At 63.8% G+C, this 20,351-nt stretch carries 18 protein-coding genes and 1 other RNA gene; 3 read left to right on the top strand and 16 right to left on the bottom strand.

From position 1 onward, the window contains the following. Positions 1-134 precede the first annotated feature (134 nt). The 12 genes from NKH59_RS20555 to ffs form a co-directional block, all read right to left on the bottom strand. The gene (locus tag NKH59_RS20555) at positions 135-1,412 is read right to left on the bottom strand and encodes a 4-aminobutyrate--2-oxoglutarate transaminase (RefSeq protein WP_352455102.1); all 1,278 of its coding nucleotides are present in this window, start codon (positions 1,410-1,412) and stop codon (positions 135-137) included. Positions 1,413-1,766: 354 nt separating this feature from the next. Further along, complete coding sequence (locus NKH59_RS20550) at positions 1,767-2,516, bottom strand: ABC transporter ATP-binding protein (RefSeq protein ID WP_353022893.1); 750 nt, start codon at positions 2,514-2,516, stop codon at positions 1,767-1,769. Beyond that, positions 2,513-3,346: an ABC transporter ATP-binding protein gene (locus NKH59_RS20545; protein ID WP_352542928.1), complete on the bottom strand. Its 834-nt coding sequence runs from the start codon at positions 3,344-3,346 to the stop codon at positions 2,513-2,515. Before NKH59_RS20545 ends, NKH59_RS20550 begins: the two co-directional genes overlap by 4 nt. Before the next feature lie 10 nt (positions 3,347-3,356). Next, positions 3,357-4,277, bottom strand: a complete 921-nt coding sequence (gene nikC, locus NKH59_RS20540) for a nickel transporter permease (RefSeq protein ID WP_353022891.1) — start codon at positions 4,275-4,277, stop codon at positions 3,357-3,359. Positions 4,278-4,290: 13 nt separating this feature from the next. Further along, on the bottom strand, positions 4,291-5,358 hold the full coding sequence (locus tag NKH59_RS20535) for an ABC transporter permease (RefSeq protein WP_352681264.1): 1,068 nt from the start codon (positions 5,356-5,358) through the stop codon (positions 4,291-4,293). A 31-nt stretch (positions 5,359-5,389) separates the two neighbouring features. After that, positions 5,390-7,033: an ABC transporter substrate-binding protein gene (locus tag NKH59_RS20530; RefSeq protein ID WP_352681266.1), complete on the bottom strand. Its 1,644-nt coding sequence runs from the start codon at positions 7,031-7,033 to the stop codon at positions 5,390-5,392. A 201-nt stretch (positions 7,034-7,234) separates the two neighbouring features. Next, positions 7,235-8,512, bottom strand: a complete 1,278-nt coding sequence (locus NKH59_RS20525) for a lytic murein transglycosylase (RefSeq protein WP_353022889.1) — start codon at positions 8,510-8,512, stop codon at positions 7,235-7,237. Positions 8,513-8,650: 138 nt separating this feature from the next. Further along, complete coding sequence (gene recR, locus NKH59_RS20520; protein WP_023676872.1) at positions 8,651-9,256, bottom strand: recombination mediator RecR; 606 nt, start codon at positions 9,254-9,256, stop codon at positions 8,651-8,653. 241 nt (positions 9,257-9,497) lie between these two features. Then, positions 9,498-10,436, bottom strand: a complete 939-nt coding sequence (locus tag NKH59_RS20515) for a cell wall hydrolase (RefSeq protein WP_352470045.1) — start codon at positions 10,434-10,436, stop codon at positions 9,498-9,500. Positions 10,437-10,725: 289 nt separating this feature from the next. Continuing rightward, positions 10,726-11,049, bottom strand: a complete 324-nt coding sequence (locus tag NKH59_RS20510) for a YbaB/EbfC family nucleoid-associated protein (RefSeq protein WP_352470044.1) — start codon at positions 11,047-11,049, stop codon at positions 10,726-10,728. Between the two features lie 31 nt (positions 11,050-11,080). Next, on the bottom strand, positions 11,081-12,919 hold the full coding sequence (locus tag NKH59_RS20505; RefSeq protein ID WP_352681270.1) for a DNA polymerase III subunit gamma/tau: 1,839 nt from the start codon (positions 12,917-12,919) through the stop codon (positions 11,081-11,083). Between the two features lie 104 nt (positions 12,920-13,023). Next, positions 13,024-13,120, bottom strand: an RNA gene (gene ffs / locus NKH59_RS20500) — signal recognition particle sRNA small type. A gap of 359 nt (positions 13,121-13,479) precedes the next feature. Here ffs and NKH59_RS20495 point away from each other — a divergent pair. Genes NKH59_RS20495 through NKH59_RS20485 form a run of 3 tightly spaced genes read left to right on the top strand, consistent with a single transcriptional unit; the run spans position 13,480 to position 15,207 of the window. Continuing rightward, complete coding sequence (locus NKH59_RS20495; RefSeq protein ID WP_023676868.1) at positions 13,480-13,899, top strand: HIT family protein; 420 nt, start codon at positions 13,480-13,482, stop codon at positions 13,897-13,899. 38 nt (positions 13,900-13,937) lie between these two features. Then, positions 13,938-14,879: an NAD(+) diphosphatase gene (gene nudC, locus NKH59_RS20490; protein WP_352470042.1), complete on the top strand. Its 942-nt coding sequence runs from the start codon at positions 13,938-13,940 to the stop codon at positions 14,877-14,879. 25 nt (positions 14,880-14,904) lie between these two features. After that, positions 14,905-15,207 (top strand): Dabb family protein, encoded by a 303-nt coding sequence (locus NKH59_RS20485; protein WP_292662251.1) that lies wholly within the window; start codon positions 14,905-14,907, stop codon positions 15,205-15,207. A gap of 17 nt (positions 15,208-15,224) precedes the next feature. Here NKH59_RS20485 and NKH59_RS20480 read toward each other — a convergent pair whose 3' ends face one another. From NKH59_RS20480 to NKH59_RS20465, 4 genes are all read right to left on the bottom strand, one after another. Further along, entirely contained in the window at positions 15,225-16,166 is a 942-nt protein-coding gene (locus NKH59_RS20480) for a 2-hydroxyacid dehydrogenase (protein WP_353022887.1), read from the bottom strand. 95 nt (positions 16,167-16,261) lie between these two features. Next, positions 16,262-17,893 (bottom strand): ABC transporter ATP-binding protein, encoded by a 1,632-nt coding sequence (locus tag NKH59_RS20475; RefSeq protein WP_352770731.1) that lies wholly within the window; start codon positions 17,891-17,893, stop codon positions 16,262-16,264. Continuing rightward, complete coding sequence (locus NKH59_RS20470; protein WP_353022885.1) at positions 17,890-19,029, bottom strand: ABC transporter permease; 1,140 nt, start codon at positions 19,027-19,029, stop codon at positions 17,890-17,892. Before NKH59_RS20470 ends, NKH59_RS20475 begins: the two co-directional genes overlap by 4 nt. After that, positions 19,029-20,123 (bottom strand): microcin C ABC transporter permease YejB, encoded by a 1,095-nt coding sequence (locus tag NKH59_RS20465; protein ID WP_352448571.1) that lies wholly within the window; start codon positions 20,121-20,123, stop codon positions 19,029-19,031. Before NKH59_RS20465 ends, NKH59_RS20470 begins: the two co-directional genes overlap by 1 nt. Between the last annotated feature and the right edge of the window lie 228 nt (positions 20,124-20,351).

Below are 20,351 nucleotides of genomic sequence, written 5' to 3'. Positions count from 1 at the left end.
AGGCGAGGAGGTCGCGTCGACCTTAATCAAGACGCTTCGGTGCGAGTGGATCCACGGCTTCATCGCCGACTTCTTCAACACTATCCACCTATCTCGGCCTTCGCGCAGTTGAATCTAGGCGATATCCTCGCCGCTCAGGCGGCGCGGGCCTCGCGGATCGAACTTTCCAGAATGTCGAGCGCCTCGTTCATGACGCCATCCTGGATGGTGATCGGCGCGAGGAAGCGGATGACGTTGCCGTAGACGCCGCAGGTCAGCAGGATCAGGCCCTTGTCGAGCGCCTTCAGCCGGACCGCATTGGCGAGTTCCGGCGACGGCAGGCCCTTCGTTACATCGTTGAACTCGACCGCGTTCATGAAGCCGGGGCCTCTGATATCGACGATCTCCGGGGCTTCGTCGCGGATCGCTTGCAGGCGCTGCTTCAGCCGGTTGCCCAGCGTGTTGGCCCGGTCGCAGAGCTTCTCCTCGTCGATGACGTCGAGCACGGCATGCGCCGCGGCGACGCCGATCGGGCTGCCGCCATAGGTGCCGCCGAGTCCGCCGGGGTTCGGCGCATCCATGACCTCGGCGCGCCCGGTGACCGCCGCCAACGGGAAGCCGCCGGCCAGGCTCTTGGCCATGGTGGTGATGTCGGCCGCCACCTCGTGGTGGTCCATGGCAAACATCTTGCCGGTGCGGGCAAAGCCGGTCTGCACCTCGTCGGCGATCAGCAGCATGCCGTGCTGATCGCAGATCTTGCGCAATGCGGTCATGAAGTCGCGCGGCGCCTCGTAGAAGCCGCCCTCGCCCTGCACCGGCTCGACGATGATCGCGGCAACGCGGGCCGGATCTACATCGGCCTTGAACAGCCGGTCGAGCGCAGCCAGCGAATCGGCGACCGACACGCCGTGCAGTGCAACCGGGAACGGCGCATGGAAGACATCCGCCGGCATGGCGCCGAAGCCGACCTTGTAGGGCACGACCTTGCCGGTGAGTGCCATGCCCATGAAGGTGCGGCCGTGAAAGCCGCCGGAAAAAGCGATGACCGCCGGCCGGCCGGTGGCGTTGCGCGCAATCTTGATCGCGTTCTCGACCGCCTCGGCGCCGGTGGTGACGAAGATCGTCTTCTTGTCGAACTTGCCGGGCAGCATGCCATTCAGCCGTTCGGCCAGCCTGATATAGCTCTCATAGGGCACGACCTGATAGCAGGTGTGGGTAAAGCGGTCGAGCTGCGCCTTGACCGCTTCGATCACCCTGGGGTGACGGTGGCCGGTGTTGACGACGGCGATGCCGGACGAAAAATCGATATAGCGGCGGCCTTCCACATCCCAGATCTCCGAGTTTTCGGCGCGATCGGCATAGATCTGAGTGGTCATGCCGACGCCGCGCGAAATCGACTGGCTCTTGCGTTCGGAAATGGCTGAATTTGTCATCGTATCCCTCACCGGGCCGGCGCCCGCTCTCGTTGATGGCTGTTGAGACTCTTCTGGGCTTATTTCAGGTTTTCCTCAAGTTGGCACTGGCGGCGGGCGATTGGGCCTGCCCGTCCGGCGGGCGACCTGACACAAAGTTGCCAAGTCCCGTTCCTTCGCGCCCCCCTCTGTCCTGCCGGACATCTCCCCCACAAGGAGGGAGATTGGCAGCTTCGTCGGCAGCGTTCCTTCTATAACGTTGGCGATTGGCGAAATCAGTGGTGACAGCCAATCTCCCCACCCGTGGGGGAGATGGCCGGCAGGCCAGAGGGGGGCGCGAAAGAACACGACGCGGGGAATTGAAAGCAAGCCTACTCACGCCGTCCGCACGAACCCCTCGCTGGCCCTCAGCAGATTGCGCGTATAATCCTTGGTGACACGGCGTTCGACAAGATCGTCCGCGGTCAGATTCTCCATCGCCTCGCCGTTCTGCATCACCATCAGCCGTTCGCACATGTGGGTGATGATGGCTAGGTCGTGGCTGACCATCAGGAAGGTCAGCTTGCGGCGGCGCCTGATCTCTTCCAGGAGGTTCAGCACCTCCGCCTGCACCGAAGCGTCGAGCGCCGAGGTCGGCTCGTCGAGCAGCAGGATCGACGGTTCCAGAATCAGGGCGCGGGCGATCGCCACGCGCTGGCGTTGACCGCCGGACAATTGATGCGAATAGCGAAAACGGAACCCGGTGCCGAGGCCGACCTCGTCGAGTGCCCGCTGGATGCGCTTTTCGCTGTCGGTGAAGCCGTGAATGGCGAGCGGCTCCTGCAGCAGGCGGTCGACGGTCTGGCGCGGGTGCAGCGAACCGTACGGGTCCTGGAAGACCATCTGCACCTCGCGGTAGAACGCCTTGTCGCGGCGCGCGCCGAGCGTTTTGCCGTTGACCGCGATGGTGCCCGAAGCGGCCGGCGCCAGGCCGGCGATTGCCCTGAGCAACGTCGACTTGCCGGAGCCGGACTCGCCGACCAGGCCGAAGGATTCACCGGATTCGATCTCGAGGCTGACGCCTTTCAACGCGCGGAAGCGGTCGAAGACCACCTCCAGCCTGTCGACGGAAAGCGCTGCCGTCATGCTGCCCACTCCGGCTTGCGGTCGAGCACCGGCAGCGGGTGACGGTCGGCGCCGATCTTGGGCATGCAGTTGAGCAGGCCGCGCGTATAGGGATGCTGGGCGCGGCCGAGCTCCGAGGCTTTGAGCTGTTCGACCACCTTGCCGGCATACATAACGATGACACGATCACAGAAGGACGAGACCAGGCGCAGATCGTGCGAGATGAAGATCAGCCCCATGCCGCGCTCGCTGACCAGCCGGTCGAGGATGCCGAGCACGTCGAGCTGGACAGTGACGTCGAGTGCCGAGGTCGGTTCGTCGGCGATCATCATTTCTGGCCCGGCGATCAGCATCATGGCGATCATGGCGCGCTGGCCCATGCCGCCGGAAACCTCGTGCGGATGCAGGTCGAAGACACGGGCCGGATCGCGGATCTGCACAGCCTCCAGCATGGCCAGCGCGCGGTCGCGGGCTTCGGCCTTGGAGACCTTCTCATGCGTGCGCAGCGTCTCGACGATCTGGCGGCCGATGCTCATCACCGGGTCGAGCGAATATTTCGGATCCTGCAGGATCATGGCGATACGCTTGCCGCGCAGCGCGCGGCGCTCGCGCGGCGAGGCGGCCAGCAGGTCGATGCCGTCAAAAGCGAGCGTCGTCGCGGTCACCTCGGCCTGCGGCGGGGTGACGCCCATGATGGCGCGGCCGGTCTGCGACTTGCCCGAACCGCTCTCGCCAACAATGCCGAGCCGCTCGCGGCCGAGCGAGAAGGAGACGCCGCGCACCGCCTCGATCAGGCCGGTGCGCGTCGGGAAGGTAACGCGCAGGTCGTCGACTTCGAGAAGCGTGCTCATTGGTCGCCACTCATTGGTCACCGCTTCGGGGATCGAGCGCGTCGCGCAGTCCGTCGCCGAGCAGGTTGAAGCCGAGGCTGACGATGAGGATGGCAAAGCCCGGAGCACCCGCCACCCACCACTGATCGAGCACGAAGCGGCGGCCCGACGCGATCATCGCGCCCCATTCGGGCAGCGGCGGCTGCGCGCCGAGGCCGAGGAAGCCGAGGCCGGCCGCGGTCAGGATGATGCCGGCCATGTCGAGCGTCACCCTGATGATCAGCGAGGAGATGCACAGCGGCATGATGTGGCGAAGCACGATGCGAAACGGCGAGGCGCCCATCAATTGCACCGCCTTGATATAATCGGAATTGCGCACCGTCAGCGTTTCGGCGCGGGCAATGCGGGCATAGGGCGGCCACGAGGTGATGGCGATGGCAAGCACGGCATTTTCGATGCCGGGGCCGAGCGCGGCGACAAAGGCCAGCGCCAGGATCAGCTTCGGAAAGGCGAGAAAGATGTCGGTGATGCGCATCAGGATCGCATCGGTCCAGCCGCCGGCATAGCCGGCGACGGTGCCGGCCAGCAAGCCGATGGGCGCGGCGATAATGGCAACCAGAATGACGACGTAGAGTGTCCAGCGCGAGCCGAAGATGATGCGCGAATAGATATCGCGGCCGAGATCGTCGGTGCCGAACCAGTGCGCCGCACTCGGCGCCAGCAGCCGCGAGCCCTTGAGGTCGCCGAACGTCGGCGAATAGGGCGCCAGCACATCGGCGAAGGCTGCGACCAACAACAAGGCGATGATGATGAGCAGGCCGGCAAACGCCAGCCGGTTGGCGGAAAAGCGCCGCCAGGCCACATAGGCGCGGCCGAGCCTCGCCTGCACGCGCGACGCCGGCCGCTCGCTGAGCAGCCAGTCGCGGCGGGTTTGAATCGCTTCCGTGCTCATCCTGCCTTGGTCCTCATCCTGCCTTGGTCCTTGGATCGAGCAGCCGGTAGAGCAGGTCGGAGAATAGATTGATGGCGATGAAGACCGAGCCGATGATGATCGTGCCGCCAAGCACGGCATTCATATCGGCGTTCTGCAGCGAGTTGGTGATGTAGAGGCCGATGCCCGGCCACGAAAACACTGTCTCGGTCAGCACCGAGCCTTCGAGCAGCCCGGCATAGGACAGAGCGATCACCGTGACCATCGGCACCGCGGCGTTGCGCAGCGCGTGACCCCAGATGATGCGCGTTTCCGACAGGCCCTTGGCGCGCGCTGCGACGATGTATTCCTGGGTGAGTTCGTTCAGCATGAACGAGCGCGTCATGCGGCTGATGTAGGCGAGCGAGAAATAGCCGAGTAGCGAGGCCGGCAGGATGATGTGGCGGAAGGCATCGGCAAATACGTCCCACTGCCGCTGCCAGAGCGCATCCAGCAGGTAAAAGCCGGTAATCGGCGTGAAGGTGTATTCGTAGACGACGTCGAGCCGGCCGGGAAAGGCGACCCATTGCAGCTTGGCGTAGAACAGCACCAGCGCCAGCAGCCCCAGCCAGAAGATCGGCACGGAATAGCCGACAAGGCCGATGATGCGCACGATCTGGTCGATGACGCTGCCGCGCCGCACGGCGGCCAGCACGCCAAGCGGCACGCCGATCACCGAACCGATCAATGTTCCTAACGTCGCCAGTTCGAGCGTCGCCGGAAAGGCGCGGCGGATATCGGTCATCACCGGATTGGTGGTCAGCACCGAGGTGCCGAAATCACCGTTCAGGGCATGCTTGACATAGATGTAGAACTGCTCGACCAGCGGCAGGTCGAGGCCCATCTCGCGGCGCGTTCGCTCGACGACGTTGGCCGGCGCCCGGTCGCCGAGCACCGCCAGCACCGGGTCGATTGGGATCACGCGGCCGATGAAGAAGGTCACCGCGAGCAGACCGAGATAAGTCGTTATCGCGATGACCAGGAACCGGGCGATCGATGAGGTCACGGCAACGGCGCGGGCGCCGCCGCGCCCTGCCGTCACTTCGCTTTCAACTACGCTCATACGGCGCGTCCGCCGGCGTCACTCCCCGGCATCACTCTTTCGAGACGGGGCCGACGAAGTTGGTGTCGAAGCTCGGGCCGAGCGCAAAACCCTTGAGGTTCTTGCGCAGGCCGGCCACTTCCAGCTGCTGGTGGATGATGACGAAGGGGCTGGTATCGAGGATCTTCTTCTCGAGATCCTGGTACATTGCGGCGCGCTTGGCCGCGTCCTTCTCGAGCAGGGCGGCTTCGGTCTGCTTGGTCAGGTCCGGAATGTCCCAGGCGTTGCGCCAGGCCAGCGTCTTGGTCTTGCCTTCATCCGAATTGTCCGGGTTGCTGGCAAAGGTCTGGGCATTGGAGTTCGGATCGAAATAATCCTGGCCCCACTGGCCGATATAGATGTCGTGGTTGCGGGCGCGGTATTTGGTCAGCGTCTGCTTGCCGTCGCCGGGGATGATCTCCAGCTTGATGCCGGCCTGTCCCAGCGTCTGCTGGATCGATTCCGCCATGCCCGTCGTCGGCTGCCCGGTACGCACGTCCATGGTGACGGTGAAGCCGTCGGCGAGGCCGGCCTTGGCGAGCAGTTCCTTGGCCTTGGCGACGTCGAGCTTGAACGGATTCTCGTCCAGCTCGCCAAGCACGCCTTTCGGCAGGAAGGTCTGATGGATCTCGCCGATGCCCTTGAGGATGGTCGAGCTCAAGGCGTCGTAGTCGACCAGATATTTGAACGCCTGGCGAACCTCGGGCTTGGCCAGGTTGGCGTTCTTCTGGTTGAGGCTGATGTAATAGACCGTGCCCTTCGGCGCGCTGGTGGTGGTGAGGTCGGCATTCTTGGCGATCGCATCGAGGTCGTTCGGTTCGAGATTGCGGGCAACGTCGATGTCGCCGGCCTCCAGCGCCAGGCGCTGGCCAGAGCTTTCCTTCATGTTGCGATAGATGACGCGGGCAAGCTTGGCCTTCTCGCCGTAGTAATTGTCGTTGCGCTCCAGCACGACGGCCTCGTTGGCGCGCCATTCGCGCAGTTTGAAGGCACCGGAGCCGGCATAGCCGGTCTTTAGCCAGGCATTGCCGAAATCATTGTCCCATTTGTAGTCGGCGCTCGGCGTGACCGCCGCGACATGCTCCTTGACCAGCTTGGCGTCGACGACCGAGGCGACCGTCGCCGACAGGCAGTTCAGCACGAAGCTCGGCGCATAGGCCTTGTCGACCGTGAACTGGAACGTGGTGTCATCAACGGCCTTGGCCTTCTCGGTGACGTTGCCGCCATCGATACCGAACTGGCCGATAATAAAGGCCGGGCTCTTGTCGAGCTTGATGGCGCGCTCGAACGAATAGGCGACGTCCGCCGCTGTGATCGGATTGCCGGAGGCGAATTTGAGGCCGGGCTTGAGCTTGAACGTGTAGGTCAGGCCGTCGTCGGAGACGCTCCAGCTTTCGGCGAGATCGCCCTTGACCTTGGATGTGTCGCTGAGGTCGAGGCGTACCAGAAGATCATAGGTGTTGCCGGTGACCTCTGCGGTCGACAATTCGAATGCTTCGCCCGGATCCATGGTGATGATGTCGTCGATGGCGAAACCCTCGACCAGCGTGTCGGCGGGCGTGACCGCGAAGGCAGGCGCACCGGCCAGAAGCAGCGCGGACATGGCCGCGCCCGCGAGCAAGAAGCGGGAGCGTAGAGCAAACTTTTCCATCATCATTTTAACTGTTCCCTGTTTTTATTGACCTGAGTTCCCGGCTCAGAGTTGTGGCATTTCTTGCCGCGTCGAACGGTGATCCCCGGACCGTTGTCTTGGCAATTTTTTGTGCGGTTCCGGTTCACCATATCCGGCGGTTTCGAGCGCGGCAACGAGCATTTGCAGAACGGTCGATTGGGCCAGACCGGCGGTGCGAAAATCCGGCTATTTCAGCGCGGTAACCAGGTCGGTGTCGGGAAAGCAGGTAGCGGAACGGCCGTTGCTGGCCTGCCATTTGCCGATCGAGCGGCGCGTCTTGAAGCCAGGCAGGCCGTCGGCGCTGCCGACATCGTAGCCCCTGGCTTCCAGCGCCCGCTGCAGGGCGGCGATGTCGGAGCGGTAGAGCCCGCCGACCGCGCCCCAATTGCCCGAGAAATTGCTGTCGCCATGGGCGATGCGATCGGCGCCATGGCCGATGAACAGGGCATAGAGATCGCTGGTGTTATACTGCTTCAGCACATAGAAATTGGGGGTGACGATGAAGGCCGGGCCGCTACGCCCGGCCGGCATCAAAAGAAAGCCCTCGGCTTTCAGTTCGCTCGCCGGGAACGGTTTACCCGACACACGCCTGATGCCCATATCAGCCCATTGGGAAATCTTCTTGCCCTGGTCCGGACCTTCGAGCGAGCACGAGACGCTGTCCGGCACAGTCACCTCGAAGCCCCAGCCGCGGCCCCTGACCCAGCCATAATGGACGAGATAATTGGCGATCGATGCCAGTATATCGGGCGTCGAATTCCAGATGTCGGTGCGGCCGTCGCCGTCGAAATCGACGGCATGCTTGAGGAACGATGTCGGCATGAACTGCGGCTGGCCAAGCGCGCCTGCCCAAGACGATTTCATCGCGCCGACCGGGGCAAGCCCGCGCTCGACGATCTCGAGCGCAGCCAAGAGCTCGGTGCGGAAGAATTCCTTCTTGGTCGACATGAACGCCTTGGTGCCCAGCACCTCGAAGGCGTCATAAGGCATCTTCGCCGCACCGAAGCCGCTCTCGCGGCCCCAGATCGCCAGCAGCACTTCGCCAGGCACGCCGTAGCGTTTCTCGATCGCGGCAAGAGTCCTGGCGTTGGTCGCCTCGCGGGTGCGGCCGCCGGCGGTCACCGCTCGGACTATCTTTTCAGCGAAATAGGCGCCCGGCGAACCGAATTCGGCCTGATGCTGCTTCTGCGGCGTCGTCGCCTTCTCGCCCGGCTTCACCAGGTCGGGCAGCTTCAGGTTCGGCTTGACGCCTTCGAAGGCGGCATCGAAGGTTTTCCTGGAGATGCCTTTGGCATTGGCTTCGGGCCAGAGGTCGTTGCTGAGCCAGGCGCGGAACTGGTCGTCGATCTTTGCGGCGGAGGCGGGGGTGGCGAGGATCAACCCAAGTAGGGCTGCTAGAAACGAGAGGCAGGCTAGTGTGCGAGCTCGGCGTTCTGTCGCGCCCCCCTCTGTCCTGCCGGACATCTCCCCCACTTGGGGGTGTTTGGACCGGAGACATCGCGAACAGGTGTGCGAGGACATCGCGAACAGTTTGGCGCGCTTTGGACAGAGGGGGGCGCGAAGGAACGCAGTCATCTCAAGAGCACCCTTCCCCCAACCTGCTCAAAACACTGTCCGCGACTTCAGTGCTGCGGCCAGCGTACCTTCGTCGAGATAATCGAGTTCGCCGCCGACCGGAACACCGTGCGCCAGGCGCGTCACCTTGATGTCGAAGCCGGAAAGCTGGTCGGTGAGGTAGTGCGCGGTGGTCTGGCCCTCGACAGTGGCGTTGACGGCGAGGATCACTTCCTTGACTTCGCCACCGGCGACGCGATCGACCAGCGAACGGATGTTTAGCTCATCAGGACCAATGCCGTCGAGCGGCGACAGCGTACCGCCGAGCACATGGTAACGCACGTTCATGGCTGTCGCCCGCTCCAGCGCCCAAAGGTCGGCCACGTCCTCGACGACGATGAGCGTAGTGGGGTCGCGGCGGGGGTCGGTGCAGATCATGCATGGATCCGAGGTATCGACATTGCCGCAGGTCGAGCAGATGCGCACCTTGTCGACCGCCTCGCCCATGGCGGCGGCGAGCGGCGCCAGCAGCTGTTCCTTCTTCTTGATGAGGTGGAGCGCGGCACGGCGTGCCGAACGCGGACCGAGCCCCGGCACCTTGGCCAGCAGCTGGATCAGGCGTTCGATCTCGGGACCGGCGATTCGCTTCGACATCGCACCGGTTTAGGATTTTTCCGCGCGCTTTGGAACAGTTGAGCGGCCAGGGGCTCCGCTCTTCCCTTCTCCCCTTGTGGGAGAAGGTGGATTGGCGCGCAGCGCCAAGACGGTTGAGGGGTGTTGGCCGGAGCGCCGTCGATGCCAAGCTGGAGCACCCCTCATCCGACCTCGCTCCGCGAGGCCACCTTCTCCCACAAGGGGAGAAGGGAAGGCCGACGTCGCGGCCAGTGCTGCCGCCTCAGTTTTCTTCCAGTGGCCGGGTCTGGCCGGCGATCATCGCGCCGATGGCGTCGGTGTTCTCGGGCGTCGCCTCGAACGACATTGTCGGCTCTGCCGGCGCGGCCTGGAAGGAGGTGACAGGCCGCTCGCTCGCGGTTCCGCCAAAACGGGCCGCATCCGGCTCCTGCATTGGTTCCTGCAGCGCCACAAGCATCGGCTTCTCCGCCGTCGCCTTCTCCGGGGTCGCCATTCCGGCGGTCACCCTTGTCTGCTTTGCCGGCAGCGATGCGGCGGCGGTAACATAGGTTGCCTTGGCAAATGTCGGCTTGACCTCGCGAGCCGGCTCCGCCGAGGCGACAAGTATGGCCTGAGCGGCAGGCGCTTGCGGCTTGGCCTGGGCCATGGCGACCACCGGTTCGTCCGGCAGCGGCTGCCAGTTGCGGCCGCGCTTTTCATAGAAGGCATTGCCGCCGGCGACCATGGTGTAGTGCATGTTCTTGTAGGGGAAGCGCAGGCCGGCGGTGTGGAAATACATGGTGTTCTTCAGCTTGGCTTTGCGCTCGCCCTTGAGCACCGCCTCGGCGGCTTCCTCGACGTCGGGCATCGCCTTCGAATTCATCGGCCGTGTCATGACGCCCGGCGCGAACTGCCCGCGCTCGCCGACGACCTGGCAGATGGTGTTGCCGTGATTGCCGGACCGCAGCCGGTTCATCACCACGGTGCCGACCGCAATCATGCCGTCACGGCTGGAGCGGTTGGACTCGAAGAACATCGCCCGCTCCAGGCATTCCTTCTCCTTCGGCGTGGAATTGTAGGAGCGCGAGCTCAGGAAACTCGGCGTAATGGCATCGGTCAGGCTGGACATGCCGTGCGAGGCGGTCTGACTGCAAGCGGCCAAAAACAGCGGCGAGATAACGACGCCGAGCCGCAACGGCGTCTTCCATCGGGTAGAGATCAACAGGTGTCCCCTCAATTCTGCTGCCAGCCCGCCCCTGGTTGCGGCAAGAATGAGACACTTTCAGGCAAAAAGATGGCTAAAGCGTTATTAAGTGTGGGGAGTTGCCCAATAGACACAGTTGGCGGTAGAGCGAGCACTGGGCCGCTGCACTCTTCGGCCACTGTAACGGCATACCGATTGACTAGCGCGTCGCGTTCGACCGGCCTCATGCGACGCGCTTTAGGTTCTTGTTTTGATGCATGTCGTTATCGCAAAACCGCTGCACTCTTTTGCGCGACATGCACTAGCCTTAGAACGGCAGTTTCATTCCCGGCGGGATCGGTAGGCCCGCGGTCAGCGCCCTGGTCTTCTCCTGCATGATCTGCTCGACCTTGGTCCTGGCGTCGTTGTGGGCAGCGAGAAGCAGGTCCTCGAGAATCTCGACCTCGTCTTCCTTGAACAGCGCCGGGTCGATCTTCAGCGACTTCATCTCGAATTTGCCGGTCAGCGTCACGCTGACCAGGCCGCCGCCGGCCTGCCCGGTGGCTTCCAGCGTGGCGATCTCATCCTGCATGGCCTGGAACTTGGCCTGCATTTCCTTTGCCTTGCCCATCATGCCGAGAAGGTCTTTCATCGCACTGTCCTTTGCAGCTGGTCCAGGTTGTTCAGGTTTCGTCGTCGTCGGCCGGCGGCTCGACCGGCACTTCGGCCTCGTCGGCTTCCGGCGCATCGGGAATGCGCACGTCGATGATCTTGGCACCGGGAAAGCGCGCCAGGATGGCGGCGACCGTCGGGTCGCTCTTGGCATCGAGGAAGGCGTTTTCGCGCTTTGTCGATTCCATCTCGGCCAAGGTCTGGCCGCCCTCGTCCTTCGACAGCGACACCAGCCAGTTGCGGCCGGTCCAGGCGCGCAGCTTGGCGGTCAAATCATTGAGCAACATCTTCGGCGCATCGTCGGTCAGGCTGACGTCGATACGACCGGGCTCGATGCGCACCAGGCGCACGCAACGCTTCACCAGCACCTTGAAGGCCATGTCGCGCTGGGCGTCGGCAAGGGCGACAATGTCGGCCAGCGATTTCACCGGCACCGGCGGCGCCTCGACCGCCGGCTCCGGCGGAGCAACGAAGTTGGTCGGCACGGGCTCGGCCTCGACCAGGCGCATCGTCTCGACCAGGCGCATTGTCTGGGCGCCGCCATTGGACGTCGGCATCCGCGCCTGCGCCACGGCGCCGGCACCACCGCCTGCAGGCGCATGGTTTGCGGGGCCGGGGCTTGCCGGCGTGCCATTCGCGCGCGGCGCGGCACCCGGCAGGGAAACGCCGTTCTCCAGCGATTTCAGCGCCTCGTCCAGCGTCGGCAGGTCGGCGGCATGGGCCAGCCGGATCAGCACCATCTCGGCGGCGCTGACCGGGCGGTTGGAGGTCTGCACCTCGGGAATACCTTTCAAGAGGATCTGCCACGTCCGCGACAGCACCTTGACCGACAGCGTGCTGGCGAAATCGGCGCCGCGCCGGCGCTCGTCCTCGGACAGCGAGGCGTCGTCGATGGCAGCCGGCACGAAACGCAGACGGGTGACCAGATGGTTGAACTCGGCAAGGTCGGTCAGCACCGCGGCAGGATCGGCGCCGGTATCGTACTGGGCACGGAATTCGGCAAGTGCGGCGGCGACGTCTCCCTTCATGACATGTTCGAACAGGTCGACGATGCGGGCACGGTCGGCAAGGCCGAGCATGGCACGCACCGCTTCGGCGCTGACCGCGCCGCCGCCATGGGCGATCGCCTGGTCGAGGATCGACTGCGCATCGCGCATCGAGCCTTCGGCCGCGCGCGCGATCATCGCCAGCCCATCGTCTTCGACTTCGATGCCCTCCAGACCGGCTATCCTGGCAAGGTCGGCCTTGATCATTGCCGCATCGATGCGCCTGAGGTCGAAACGCTGGCAGCGCGACAGGACGGTGATCGGCACCTTGCGGATTTCGGTGGTGGCGAAGATGAACTTGACGTGCGGCGGCGGCTCTTCCAGCGTCTTCAGCAGGCCGTTGAAGGCCTGGTTGGAAAGCATGTGCACTTCGTCGATGATGTAGACCTTGTAGCGCGCCGACACCGGGGCGTAGCGCACACGCTCGATGATGTCCCTGATGTCGTCGATGCCGGTATGCGAGGCGGCGTCCATCTCGATGACGTCGACATGCCGGCCCTCCATGATCGCCTGGCAATGCTCGCCGAGCACGGCAAGGTCGACGGACGGCTGGTCGACTGTCGATGTTTTGTAGTTCAGGGCCCGCGCGAGTATGCGCGCGGTCGTCGTCTTGCCGACGCCACGCACGCCGGTCAGCATCCAGGCCTGGGCGATGCGGCCGGTGGCAAAGGCATTGGTCAACGTGCGGACCATCGGCTCCTGGCCGATCAGTTCGGAGAAATTCGACGGTCGGTATTTGCGCGCCAGCACGCGGTAGGCGGCAGGCTTGTCCAATTTCCCGGCCTCGTTTCCGGCTTCGCTCATTCGCCCGTTAAGCTCCAAGGGCTGCCACTGGAGGCGGCCGATTCCTGCGCATAGTTTCGCCCGCACGGCTTGGCGCCGTCAATGTCGGGGCAAAAGGCGAAGAGGCGGGAGGCTGGAACAATGACCCGTTCCGGGCTCGTTAGGGCTGCTTCCTTCCGGACCTGACCCGGTTGGCGAGTGGACCGTCCACCACCAACCTCCCAGCCTCCATATCGGCAATCCGGCGATGAAATGCAAGTGCGGATGATAGGGGCCTTGAGCGACGGCGAAAGCTGAAACCAAAAACCCGCCTTGGCGGGCGGGTCGTTGGTGCGAATAATCACCATAGCGAGATTACTAGCATAGCTGCCGGCACAAAGCAAGAACAAAATGTGGCCGCGATCAAAATCGTCGACCTCGGCGGGGCAGCGCCAACCTGATGCAATTTGCCCGGGCCCTCACTTCTTGGCGCACAATCAGCGCCGCGACGGCCAATGTTGCTTGCTGCCCCTTGCGGCCCCTGGGAAGCCGCTCTAGCGTCGATGGAGTTCAAAAAACGTCAAAAAGTGAGGGAAACGCCGATGCTGCCGGGCCTCAAGGCCGGATTCACGCTTGACGCCCAGCTGGAAGCCGACAGCGAACAGCTGATGTGGCTCGGCCTGTGCGAATTGCGCGTCATGAACGACCGCCGCTGGCCATGGCTGCTGCTGGTGCCGCAGCGGCCGGGCATCGAGGAAATCCACGACATGACGCCGCTGGACCAGGCGATGCTGACCTTCGAGACCAACATGGTGGCGCTGGCGCTGAAGCGGGTGACCGGCTGCACCAAGATCAACACCGGCGCACTCGGCAACATCGTGCGCCAGCTGCATGTACACGTCATTGCGCGCTCGGAAGGCGATCCCGGCTGGCCCGGCCCGGTGTGGGGGCACGGCCTGCGCGAGCCCTATCAGCGCTCCGACCTTCGCAAGTTTGCGGAAAAGATCAAGGCAGCGCTATAAGCCTCTCCCGTGTCCACCTTGAACCTTCCCGAGTCTGCATGAGCTTTCGCCTGTTTGACGCGCCCTTGCGCGAGCCGAGCCAGTTCGTCGGCTTCGCCGGCAACATTATCGACCGGCAGTCCGAAAACCGCGCCGACGATTCCGTCGAAAAGGCACTCGCCGATCCCTCGGCGCGGCTTTTGCTGATGCGTGGCGGCCGGCTCTATCTGAAGCTTGCGCAAGGCGCATTCGACCCCTGGTTCGGCGTGGCCGAATGCCGGCCGCTCGAAGCATCGCTCGAAAACGGCGTCCTGCTCGGTTTTTCCGAAAGCGGCCCGGTGCTGGCGGTGCCGGCCGGGGTCGAGCCCGAGCAGCTTCCCGAGACGATCAAGGCGATCGACTATCGCTCGGTCTATATGCAGGGGCTGATCGACGAAGCGGCCGCCGGCGCGCTGGCGCAAGGGGCGGCGCTGCTCGCCTGGCATGCCAGCCATCGCTTCTGCAGCAAATGCGGCACCGAAGCCGAGATGCGGGCGGGCGGTTACAAGCGGCATTGTCTGGCCTGCGGTACGGAGCACTTTCCGCGCACCGACCCGGTGGCGATCATGCTGACGGCAACACGCGAAAAATGCCTGCTCGGCCGCGGCCGGCATTTCGGGCCCGGCATGTATTCGGCGCTCGCCGGTTTCATCGAGCCGGGCGAGACGATCGAGGCGGCGGTGCGCCGCGAAACGCTGGAGGAAGCCGGCATCAGGCTCGGCCGCGTCGTCTACCACGCCAGCCAGCCCTGGCCGTTCCCCTATTCGCTGATGATCGGCTGCTTCGGCGAACCGCTCAATGACGATATCCAGCCCGACCTCAACGAGCTGGAAGATTGCCGCTGGTTCTTTCGCGACGAGGTGCTGTCGATGCTGGCCAGGGAACATCCGGGCGGCCTGGTGACGCCGCCGAAAGGCGCGATCGCCTATAACCTCATCCGCGCCTGGGCCGACAGCGCGTGAGAGGAAGACATCGCAGGAGCAGAAAATGATCCGTCACACCGTCGTGTTCACGCTGAAACACCCGCCGCATTCGCTCGAGGAAAAACGGTTCCTCGCCGACGCCAAGAGGATTCTCACGGCGATAAAGGGCGTCACGCATTTCGAGCAGTTGCGGCAGGTCAGTCCCAAGAACGACTACCGCTTCGGCTTCTCGATGGAGTTTGCCGATCAGCGGGCCTATTCCGGCTATAACGACCATCCCGACCACGTCGCCTTCGTCCGCGACCGCTGGATCCCCGAGGTCGCGGCGTTTATGGAGATCGACTACGTGCCGCTCGGCTGGGGCTGAGACTGGAAAGCGGCGCTCTAATACCCGGCGTTGCGGTCTACCACATTTTCCAGCGGTTCGCCGCGCTCGAAGGCGTCCATCTGGCGCAGCATGATCGGCGCCAGGTGGACCGGATCGGAAGTTGCCGCCGCATGCGGCGTCACGAACACTTTCGGATGGCTCCATAGCGGGCTGGTCTTCGGCAACGGCTCGACCTCGAACACGTCGAGGCTGGCTTCCTTCAGCGTGCCGTCGTCCAGCGCGCGCAAAATGTCGGCGTCCTTCTGCAGCCTGCCGCGCCCGGCATTGATCAGCACCGAGCCGCCGAGGCCGTTGCGCTTGCGCAGCTCCTTCAGCACGCCGTGGTTGATGATACCGTGCGTCTGCGGCGTCAGCGGCAGCAGCACCACCAGGATATCGGTGGCGTTGAGGAACGGGATCAGGCCTGCCTCGCCCGCGTAAGTCGAGACACCTTGCATCGGCCGGTCGCTGCGCGACCAGCCATTGACGGGAAAGCCGAGCGACAACAACGCCGATGCCGCCGCGCGGCCAAGCGTGCCGAGCCCCATAATGCCGACCGAGATGTCGCTGGCCGGCCGCTGCTGCGGTTCATGCCAGATCTTCTTCTGCTGCTGGGCGCGGTAGAGCATGCCCTGGCGATGGTGGTCGAGCACCCGCCAGACGACGTATTCGGTCATGTACTGGGTCAGGTTGTCGGCCACCACCTTGACGACCGGTACGTCGGGCAAGGTGGGATCGGCGAAGATGTGGTCGACGCCGGCGCCGATCGAGAAGATGGCGCGCAGATTGGGCAGCGACGACAACAGGTTCGGCCGCTGTTTCCACACCACAGCATAGGTAATCGAGGGATCGCCGGCGCCGTTCGGCTCGAGCACCACCTCGCGCTCCGCCGACAGCAGTTCGCGCCAGCGCAGCGGATGAATACCGGTGAGGGCAAGCAGGATGCGGCCTTTTTCCATTGCGGATTGTTTTTCCCTTTTTACCAACAGCGTTCGCGTCCCGACGCGCAAGGCGCGGCTGCGTTTTGATTTTGTGCATGATCTCTGGCGAAAATCTACTCGCTGACGATGCCGACCGGCGCCGTTTCGATCTTGAAGGCGGCCGAGATCAACGCCTTTGTATAGTCGGTCCGCGGTTTGCCGAAAATCTGTTCGGAAGGACCGGCCTCGACGATCCTGCCGTTGCGCATGACGATGACTTCGTTGGCGAGCGCGCGGATGACCCTCAGATCGTGGCTGATGAAGAGGTAGGCGAGGTCGTGCTTGGCCTGCAGGCTGCGCAAGAGGTCGACGACCTGCGCCTGCACGCTCATGTCGAGCGCCGAGGTCGGCTCGTCCAGCATGACGAAACGCGGGTTGAGCACCATGGCGCGCGCGATGGCGACGCGCTGGCGCTGGCCGCCGGAGAATTCGTGCGGATAGCGGTTGCGCGTCGCCGGATCGAGGCCGACTTCCTTCAGCACGTCGACGACACGCTCGTCGCGCGCATCAGGCGACAGCTTCGGCTCATGGATCTTCAACCCTTCCTCGATGATCTCGGCGACCGACATGCGTGGACTGAGCGAACCGAACGGATCCTGGAAGACGATCTGCAACTCGCGCCGCAACGGCCGCATTTCGTTGAAGGACAGCTGATCGATGCCGCGTCCGTTGAACTGGATGGTCCCGGTCGACGAGATCATCCTGGCCAGTGCCAGGCCGAGCGTCGTCTTGCCTGAGCCGGATTCGCCGACGACGCCAAGCGTCTGACCGGCCCGCACGGTGACGTCGATGCCGTCGACCGCCTTCACATTGTCGACGGTGCGCCGGAAGAAGCCCTTCTTGATCGGAAACCAGACCTTGACGTCCTTGCCGACCATCACCGGCTTGGCGGCCTGGTTGGCCGCCGGCGGCTTGCCTTTCGGCTCGGCGGCAAGCAGATGCCGCGTGTAGGCGTGCTGCGGATTGGCGAATATCTCGTTGGTCGGGCCGGTCTCGACGATCTTGCCCTTGGTCATCACGCAGACCCGGTCGGCGATCTTCCTGACGATGCCGAGGTCGTGGGTGATGAACAGCATCGACATGTTCTTGCGGCTTTTCAGGCCGGCGAGCAGCTCGAGGATCTGCGCCTGGACGGTGACGTCGAGCGCCGTCGTCGGCTCGTCGGCGATCAAAAGTTCAGGCTCGTTGGCCAGCGACATGGCGATCATGACGCGCTGGCGCTGGCCGCCGGAAAGCTGGTGCGGATAGGCGTCAAGCCGCTTCTCCGGCTCGCGGATGCCGACCTCGTGCAGAAGTTCCAGCGTGCGCGCCTTGGCTTTGCGATCGCCCAGGCCCTGATGCAGCTTCAATACCTCGACGATCTGCTGCTCGATCGTGTGCAGCGGGTTGAGCGAAGTCATCGGCTCCTGGAAGATCATGGTGATCTTGTTGCCGCGCACGCGGCGCAGGTCTCTCTCGTCGGCGGCAAGCAGGTCGGCGCCGAGGAACAGTATCCTTCCCGACGGGTGGCTGGCGGTCGGATAGGGCAGCAGCTTCAGAACCGACAGCGCGGTGACCGACTTGCCGGAGCCGGATTCGCCGACCAGCGCCACCGTCTCGCCCTTGGCAAGGTCGAAGGAAATATGGTCGACGGCGATCGACTGGTCGCCGGCTTGCGTGAAGGCGACGCTGAGATCCTGGACCGAGAGCAGCGGGGTGTCGCTCATCTGAACGTCTTGCGCGGATCGAAGGCGTCGCGCGTGGCCTCGCCGACGAAGACCAGCAGCGACAGCATCAGCGAGATGACGACGAAGCCGGAAATGCCGAGCCAGGGCGCGTTGAGGTTGCGCTGTGCCTGCTTCAACAGCTCACCGAGCGAGGCGGAGCCGGGCGGCAGGCCGAAGCCGAGATAGTCGAGCGAGGTCAGCGTCGAGATCGAGCCGCTGAGCAGGAAGGGCAGGAAGGTCAGCGTCGCCACCATGGCGTTGGGCAGCAGATGCCGGAACATGATGGTGACGTTGGACACGCCGAGCGCGCGCGCCGCATTGACATATTCGAAGTTACGGGCGCGCAGGAACTCGGCCCGCACCACGCCGACCAGTGCCACCCAGGAGAACAGCAGCATCAATCCGAGCAGGATGAAGAAGCCGGGCGGCAGGATGGCGGCAACGATCAAGAGCAGATACAGCACCGGGATGGCCGACCAGATCTCGATGAAGCGCTGGAACAGAAGATCGGTCCAGCCGCCGAAATAGCCCTGCAAAGCGCCGGCCGCCACGCCGACCAGCGCCGAGCCGGCAGTCAGGATCAGCCCGAACAGCACCGAGATCCTGAAGCCGTAGATGACGCGCGCCAGCACGTCGCGGGCCTGGTCGTCGGTGCCCAGCCAGTTCCAGTTGCCGACGTTGCAATTGGGGTCTGCCTCGCCTTTCGGATACTGGTTGCAGCGCGTCTTCTTGTCGTAGAGCCAGGACGGCTTGGTCGGTGCTGCTTCGGGAATAGCGTTGTTGACAGTCTGGTAGGAGTAGCGCACCGGCGGCCAGACCATCCAGCCATTGGCGTTGATCTCGTCCTGGATGACCGGGTCGCGGTAGTCGGTGACCGCATAGAAGCCACCGAACTTCTCCTCGGGATAGGCGACCAGGACCGGGAACAGGACCTCGCCCTTGTAGGAGGCGATGATCGGCTTGTCGTTGGCGATCAGTTCGGAAACCAGCGACAGCACGAACAGGAACAGGAAAATCCACAACGACCAGTAGCCGCGCCGGTTGGACTTGAAGTTCTGCAGGCGCCGCTGGTTGAGCGGCGACAAAAAGGGCCGCGCGATCCGAGGCGGCGCCGTTTCGGCTGTCGCCTGCGCCATCAGACGTCTCTCCGCTCGAAGTCGATGCGCGGATCGACCCAGGTATAGATCAGATCGGACAGCAGGCCGACGAACAGGCCAAGCAGCGAGAAGATGTAGAGATTGGCGAAGACCACCGGATAGTCGCGCTGCACCACCGAGTTGAAACCAAGCAGGCCGAGGCCGTCGAGCGAAAAGATGTTCTCGATCAGCAGCGACCCGGTGAAGAATGCCGAGATGAAGGCACCGGGAAAACCGGCGATGACGATCAGCATGGCGTTGCGGAAGACGTGGCCATAAAGCACCTGCCGCTCCGACAGGCCCTTGGCGCGGGCTGTGACCACATATTGCTTGCGGATTTCCTCGAGGAAGGAATTCTTGGTCAAAAGCGTCGTCGTGGCGAAGGCCGACAGCACCAGCGCCGTCAGCGGCAGGGTCATGTGCCAGAAATAGTCGACGATCCGCTGCGGCCACGACAGCTGGTCCCAATTGTCGGAGGTGATGCCGCGCAGCGGAAACCAGTCCCAGAACGAGCCGCCGGCAAACAGCACCATCAGCAAAATGCCGAACAGGAACCCAGGAATGGCGTAGCCGACGATGACGACGCCGCTGGTCCAGACGTCGAAGGTGGAGCCGTCCTTGACCGCCTTGCGGATGCCGAGCGGGATCGAGATCAGATAGGACAAGAGCGTGATCCACAGCCCGATCGAGATCGACACCGGCATCTTTTCCAGGATCAGGTCGAGCACCGATATGTCGCGGAAATAGCTGTCGCCGAAATCGAAGCGGAGATAGTTCCACAGCATCATGCCGAAGCGCTCGAGCGGCGGCTTGTCGAAGCCGAACTGCTTCTCCAGCTTCTTGATGAATTCCGGATCGAGCCCTTGCGCGCCGCGGTATTTCGAGCCGACGTCGCCGGCGACATCGACATTGGCGCCGCCGGCATCACCCCCGCCGCCGCCGAGGCGATCGCTGCCGCCCTGGTTGGTCAGCCTGGCGATGACCTGCTCGACCGGCCCGCCTGGAGCAAACTGGATGACGGCAAATGACACCGCCATGATACCGAACAGGGTCGGGATCATCAAAAGGATGCGGCGCAATATGTAGGCGCCCATCAGGCTTTACCCTCCTTGAGGACGACCATTGTGTCTGAAGGTGCCCCTAAGGCAATCGCCCCAGGCCAATTGCCGAAGACGGTGCCGCCCTTCATTGTCCTGCCGGACATTTCTCCCCGTATAGTGACGGGGAGAAAGGGGCTGGCCGTAGTCTCGGCGCTTCTATTGCGACGCTTATGATCGGCGAAACCATCGATGAAAGCGCCCCTCTCCCCGTCGCTATACGGG

This window comes from Mesorhizobium sp. M0998, from assembly GCF_040318885.1.
In the GTDB taxonomy this organism is placed as follows: Bacteria; Pseudomonadota; Alphaproteobacteria; order Rhizobiales; family Rhizobiaceae; genus Mesorhizobium.
Note: the sequence above shows the minus strand (reverse complement) of the source record. Positions and strands in the feature narration are given on the sequence as shown.

Excerpts from the sequence above, each read along its gene's own strand:
- NKH59_RS20555 (WP_352455102.1), bottom strand. The coding sequence starts at position 1,412 with ATGACAAATTCAGCCATTTCCGAACGCAAGAGCCAGTCGATTTCGCGC.
- NKH59_RS20550 (WP_353022893.1), bottom strand. The coding sequence starts at position 2,516 with ATGACGGCAGCGCTTTCCGTCGACAGGCTGGAGGTGGTCTTCGACCGC.
- NKH59_RS20545 (WP_352542928.1), bottom strand. The coding sequence starts at position 3,346 with ATGAGCACGCTTCTCGAAGTCGACGACCTGCGCGTTACCTTCCCGACG.
- nikC (WP_353022891.1), bottom strand. The coding sequence starts at position 4,277 with ATGAGCACGGAAGCGATTCAAACCCGCCGCGACTGGCTGCTCAGCGAG.
- NKH59_RS20535 (WP_352681264.1), bottom strand. The coding sequence starts at position 5,358 with ATGAGCGTAGTTGAAAGCGAAGTGACGGCAGGGCGCGGCGGCGCCCGC.
- NKH59_RS20530 (WP_352681266.1), bottom strand. The coding sequence starts at position 7,033 with ATGATGATGGAAAAGTTTGCTCTACGCTCCCGCTTCTTGCTCGCGGGC.
- NKH59_RS20525 (WP_353022889.1), bottom strand. The coding sequence starts at position 8,512 with ATGTCCGGCAGGACAGAGGGGGGCGCGACAGAACGCCGAGCTCGCACA.
- recR (WP_023676872.1), bottom strand. The coding sequence starts at position 9,256 with ATGTCGAAGCGAATCGCCGGTCCCGAGATCGAACGCCTGATCCAGCTG.
- NKH59_RS20510 (WP_352470044.1), bottom strand. The coding sequence starts at position 11,049 with ATGAAAGACCTTCTCGGCATGATGGGCAAGGCAAAGGAAATGCAGGCC.
- NKH59_RS20505 (WP_352681270.1), bottom strand. The coding sequence starts at position 12,919 with ATGAGCGAAGCCGGAAACGAGGCCGGGAAATTGGACAAGCCTGCCGCC.
- NKH59_RS20495 (WP_023676868.1), top strand. The coding sequence starts at position 13,480 with ATGCTGCCGGGCCTCAAGGCCGGATTCACGCTTGACGCCCAGCTGGAA.
- nudC (WP_352470042.1), top strand. The coding sequence starts at position 13,938 with ATGAGCTTTCGCCTGTTTGACGCGCCCTTGCGCGAGCCGAGCCAGTTC.
- NKH59_RS20485 (WP_292662251.1), top strand. The coding sequence starts at position 14,905 with ATGATCCGTCACACCGTCGTGTTCACGCTGAAACACCCGCCGCATTCG.
- NKH59_RS20480 (WP_353022887.1), bottom strand. The coding sequence starts at position 16,166 with ATGGAAAAAGGCCGCATCCTGCTTGCCCTCACCGGTATTCATCCGCTG.
- NKH59_RS20475 (WP_352770731.1), bottom strand. The coding sequence starts at position 17,893 with ATGAGCGACACCCCGCTGCTCTCGGTCCAGGATCTCAGCGTCGCCTTC.
- NKH59_RS20470 (WP_353022885.1), bottom strand. The coding sequence starts at position 19,029 with ATGGCGCAGGCGACAGCCGAAACGGCGCCGCCTCGGATCGCGCGGCCC.
- NKH59_RS20465 (WP_352448571.1), bottom strand. The coding sequence starts at position 20,123 with ATGGGCGCCTACATATTGCGCCGCATCCTTTTGATGATCCCGACCCTG.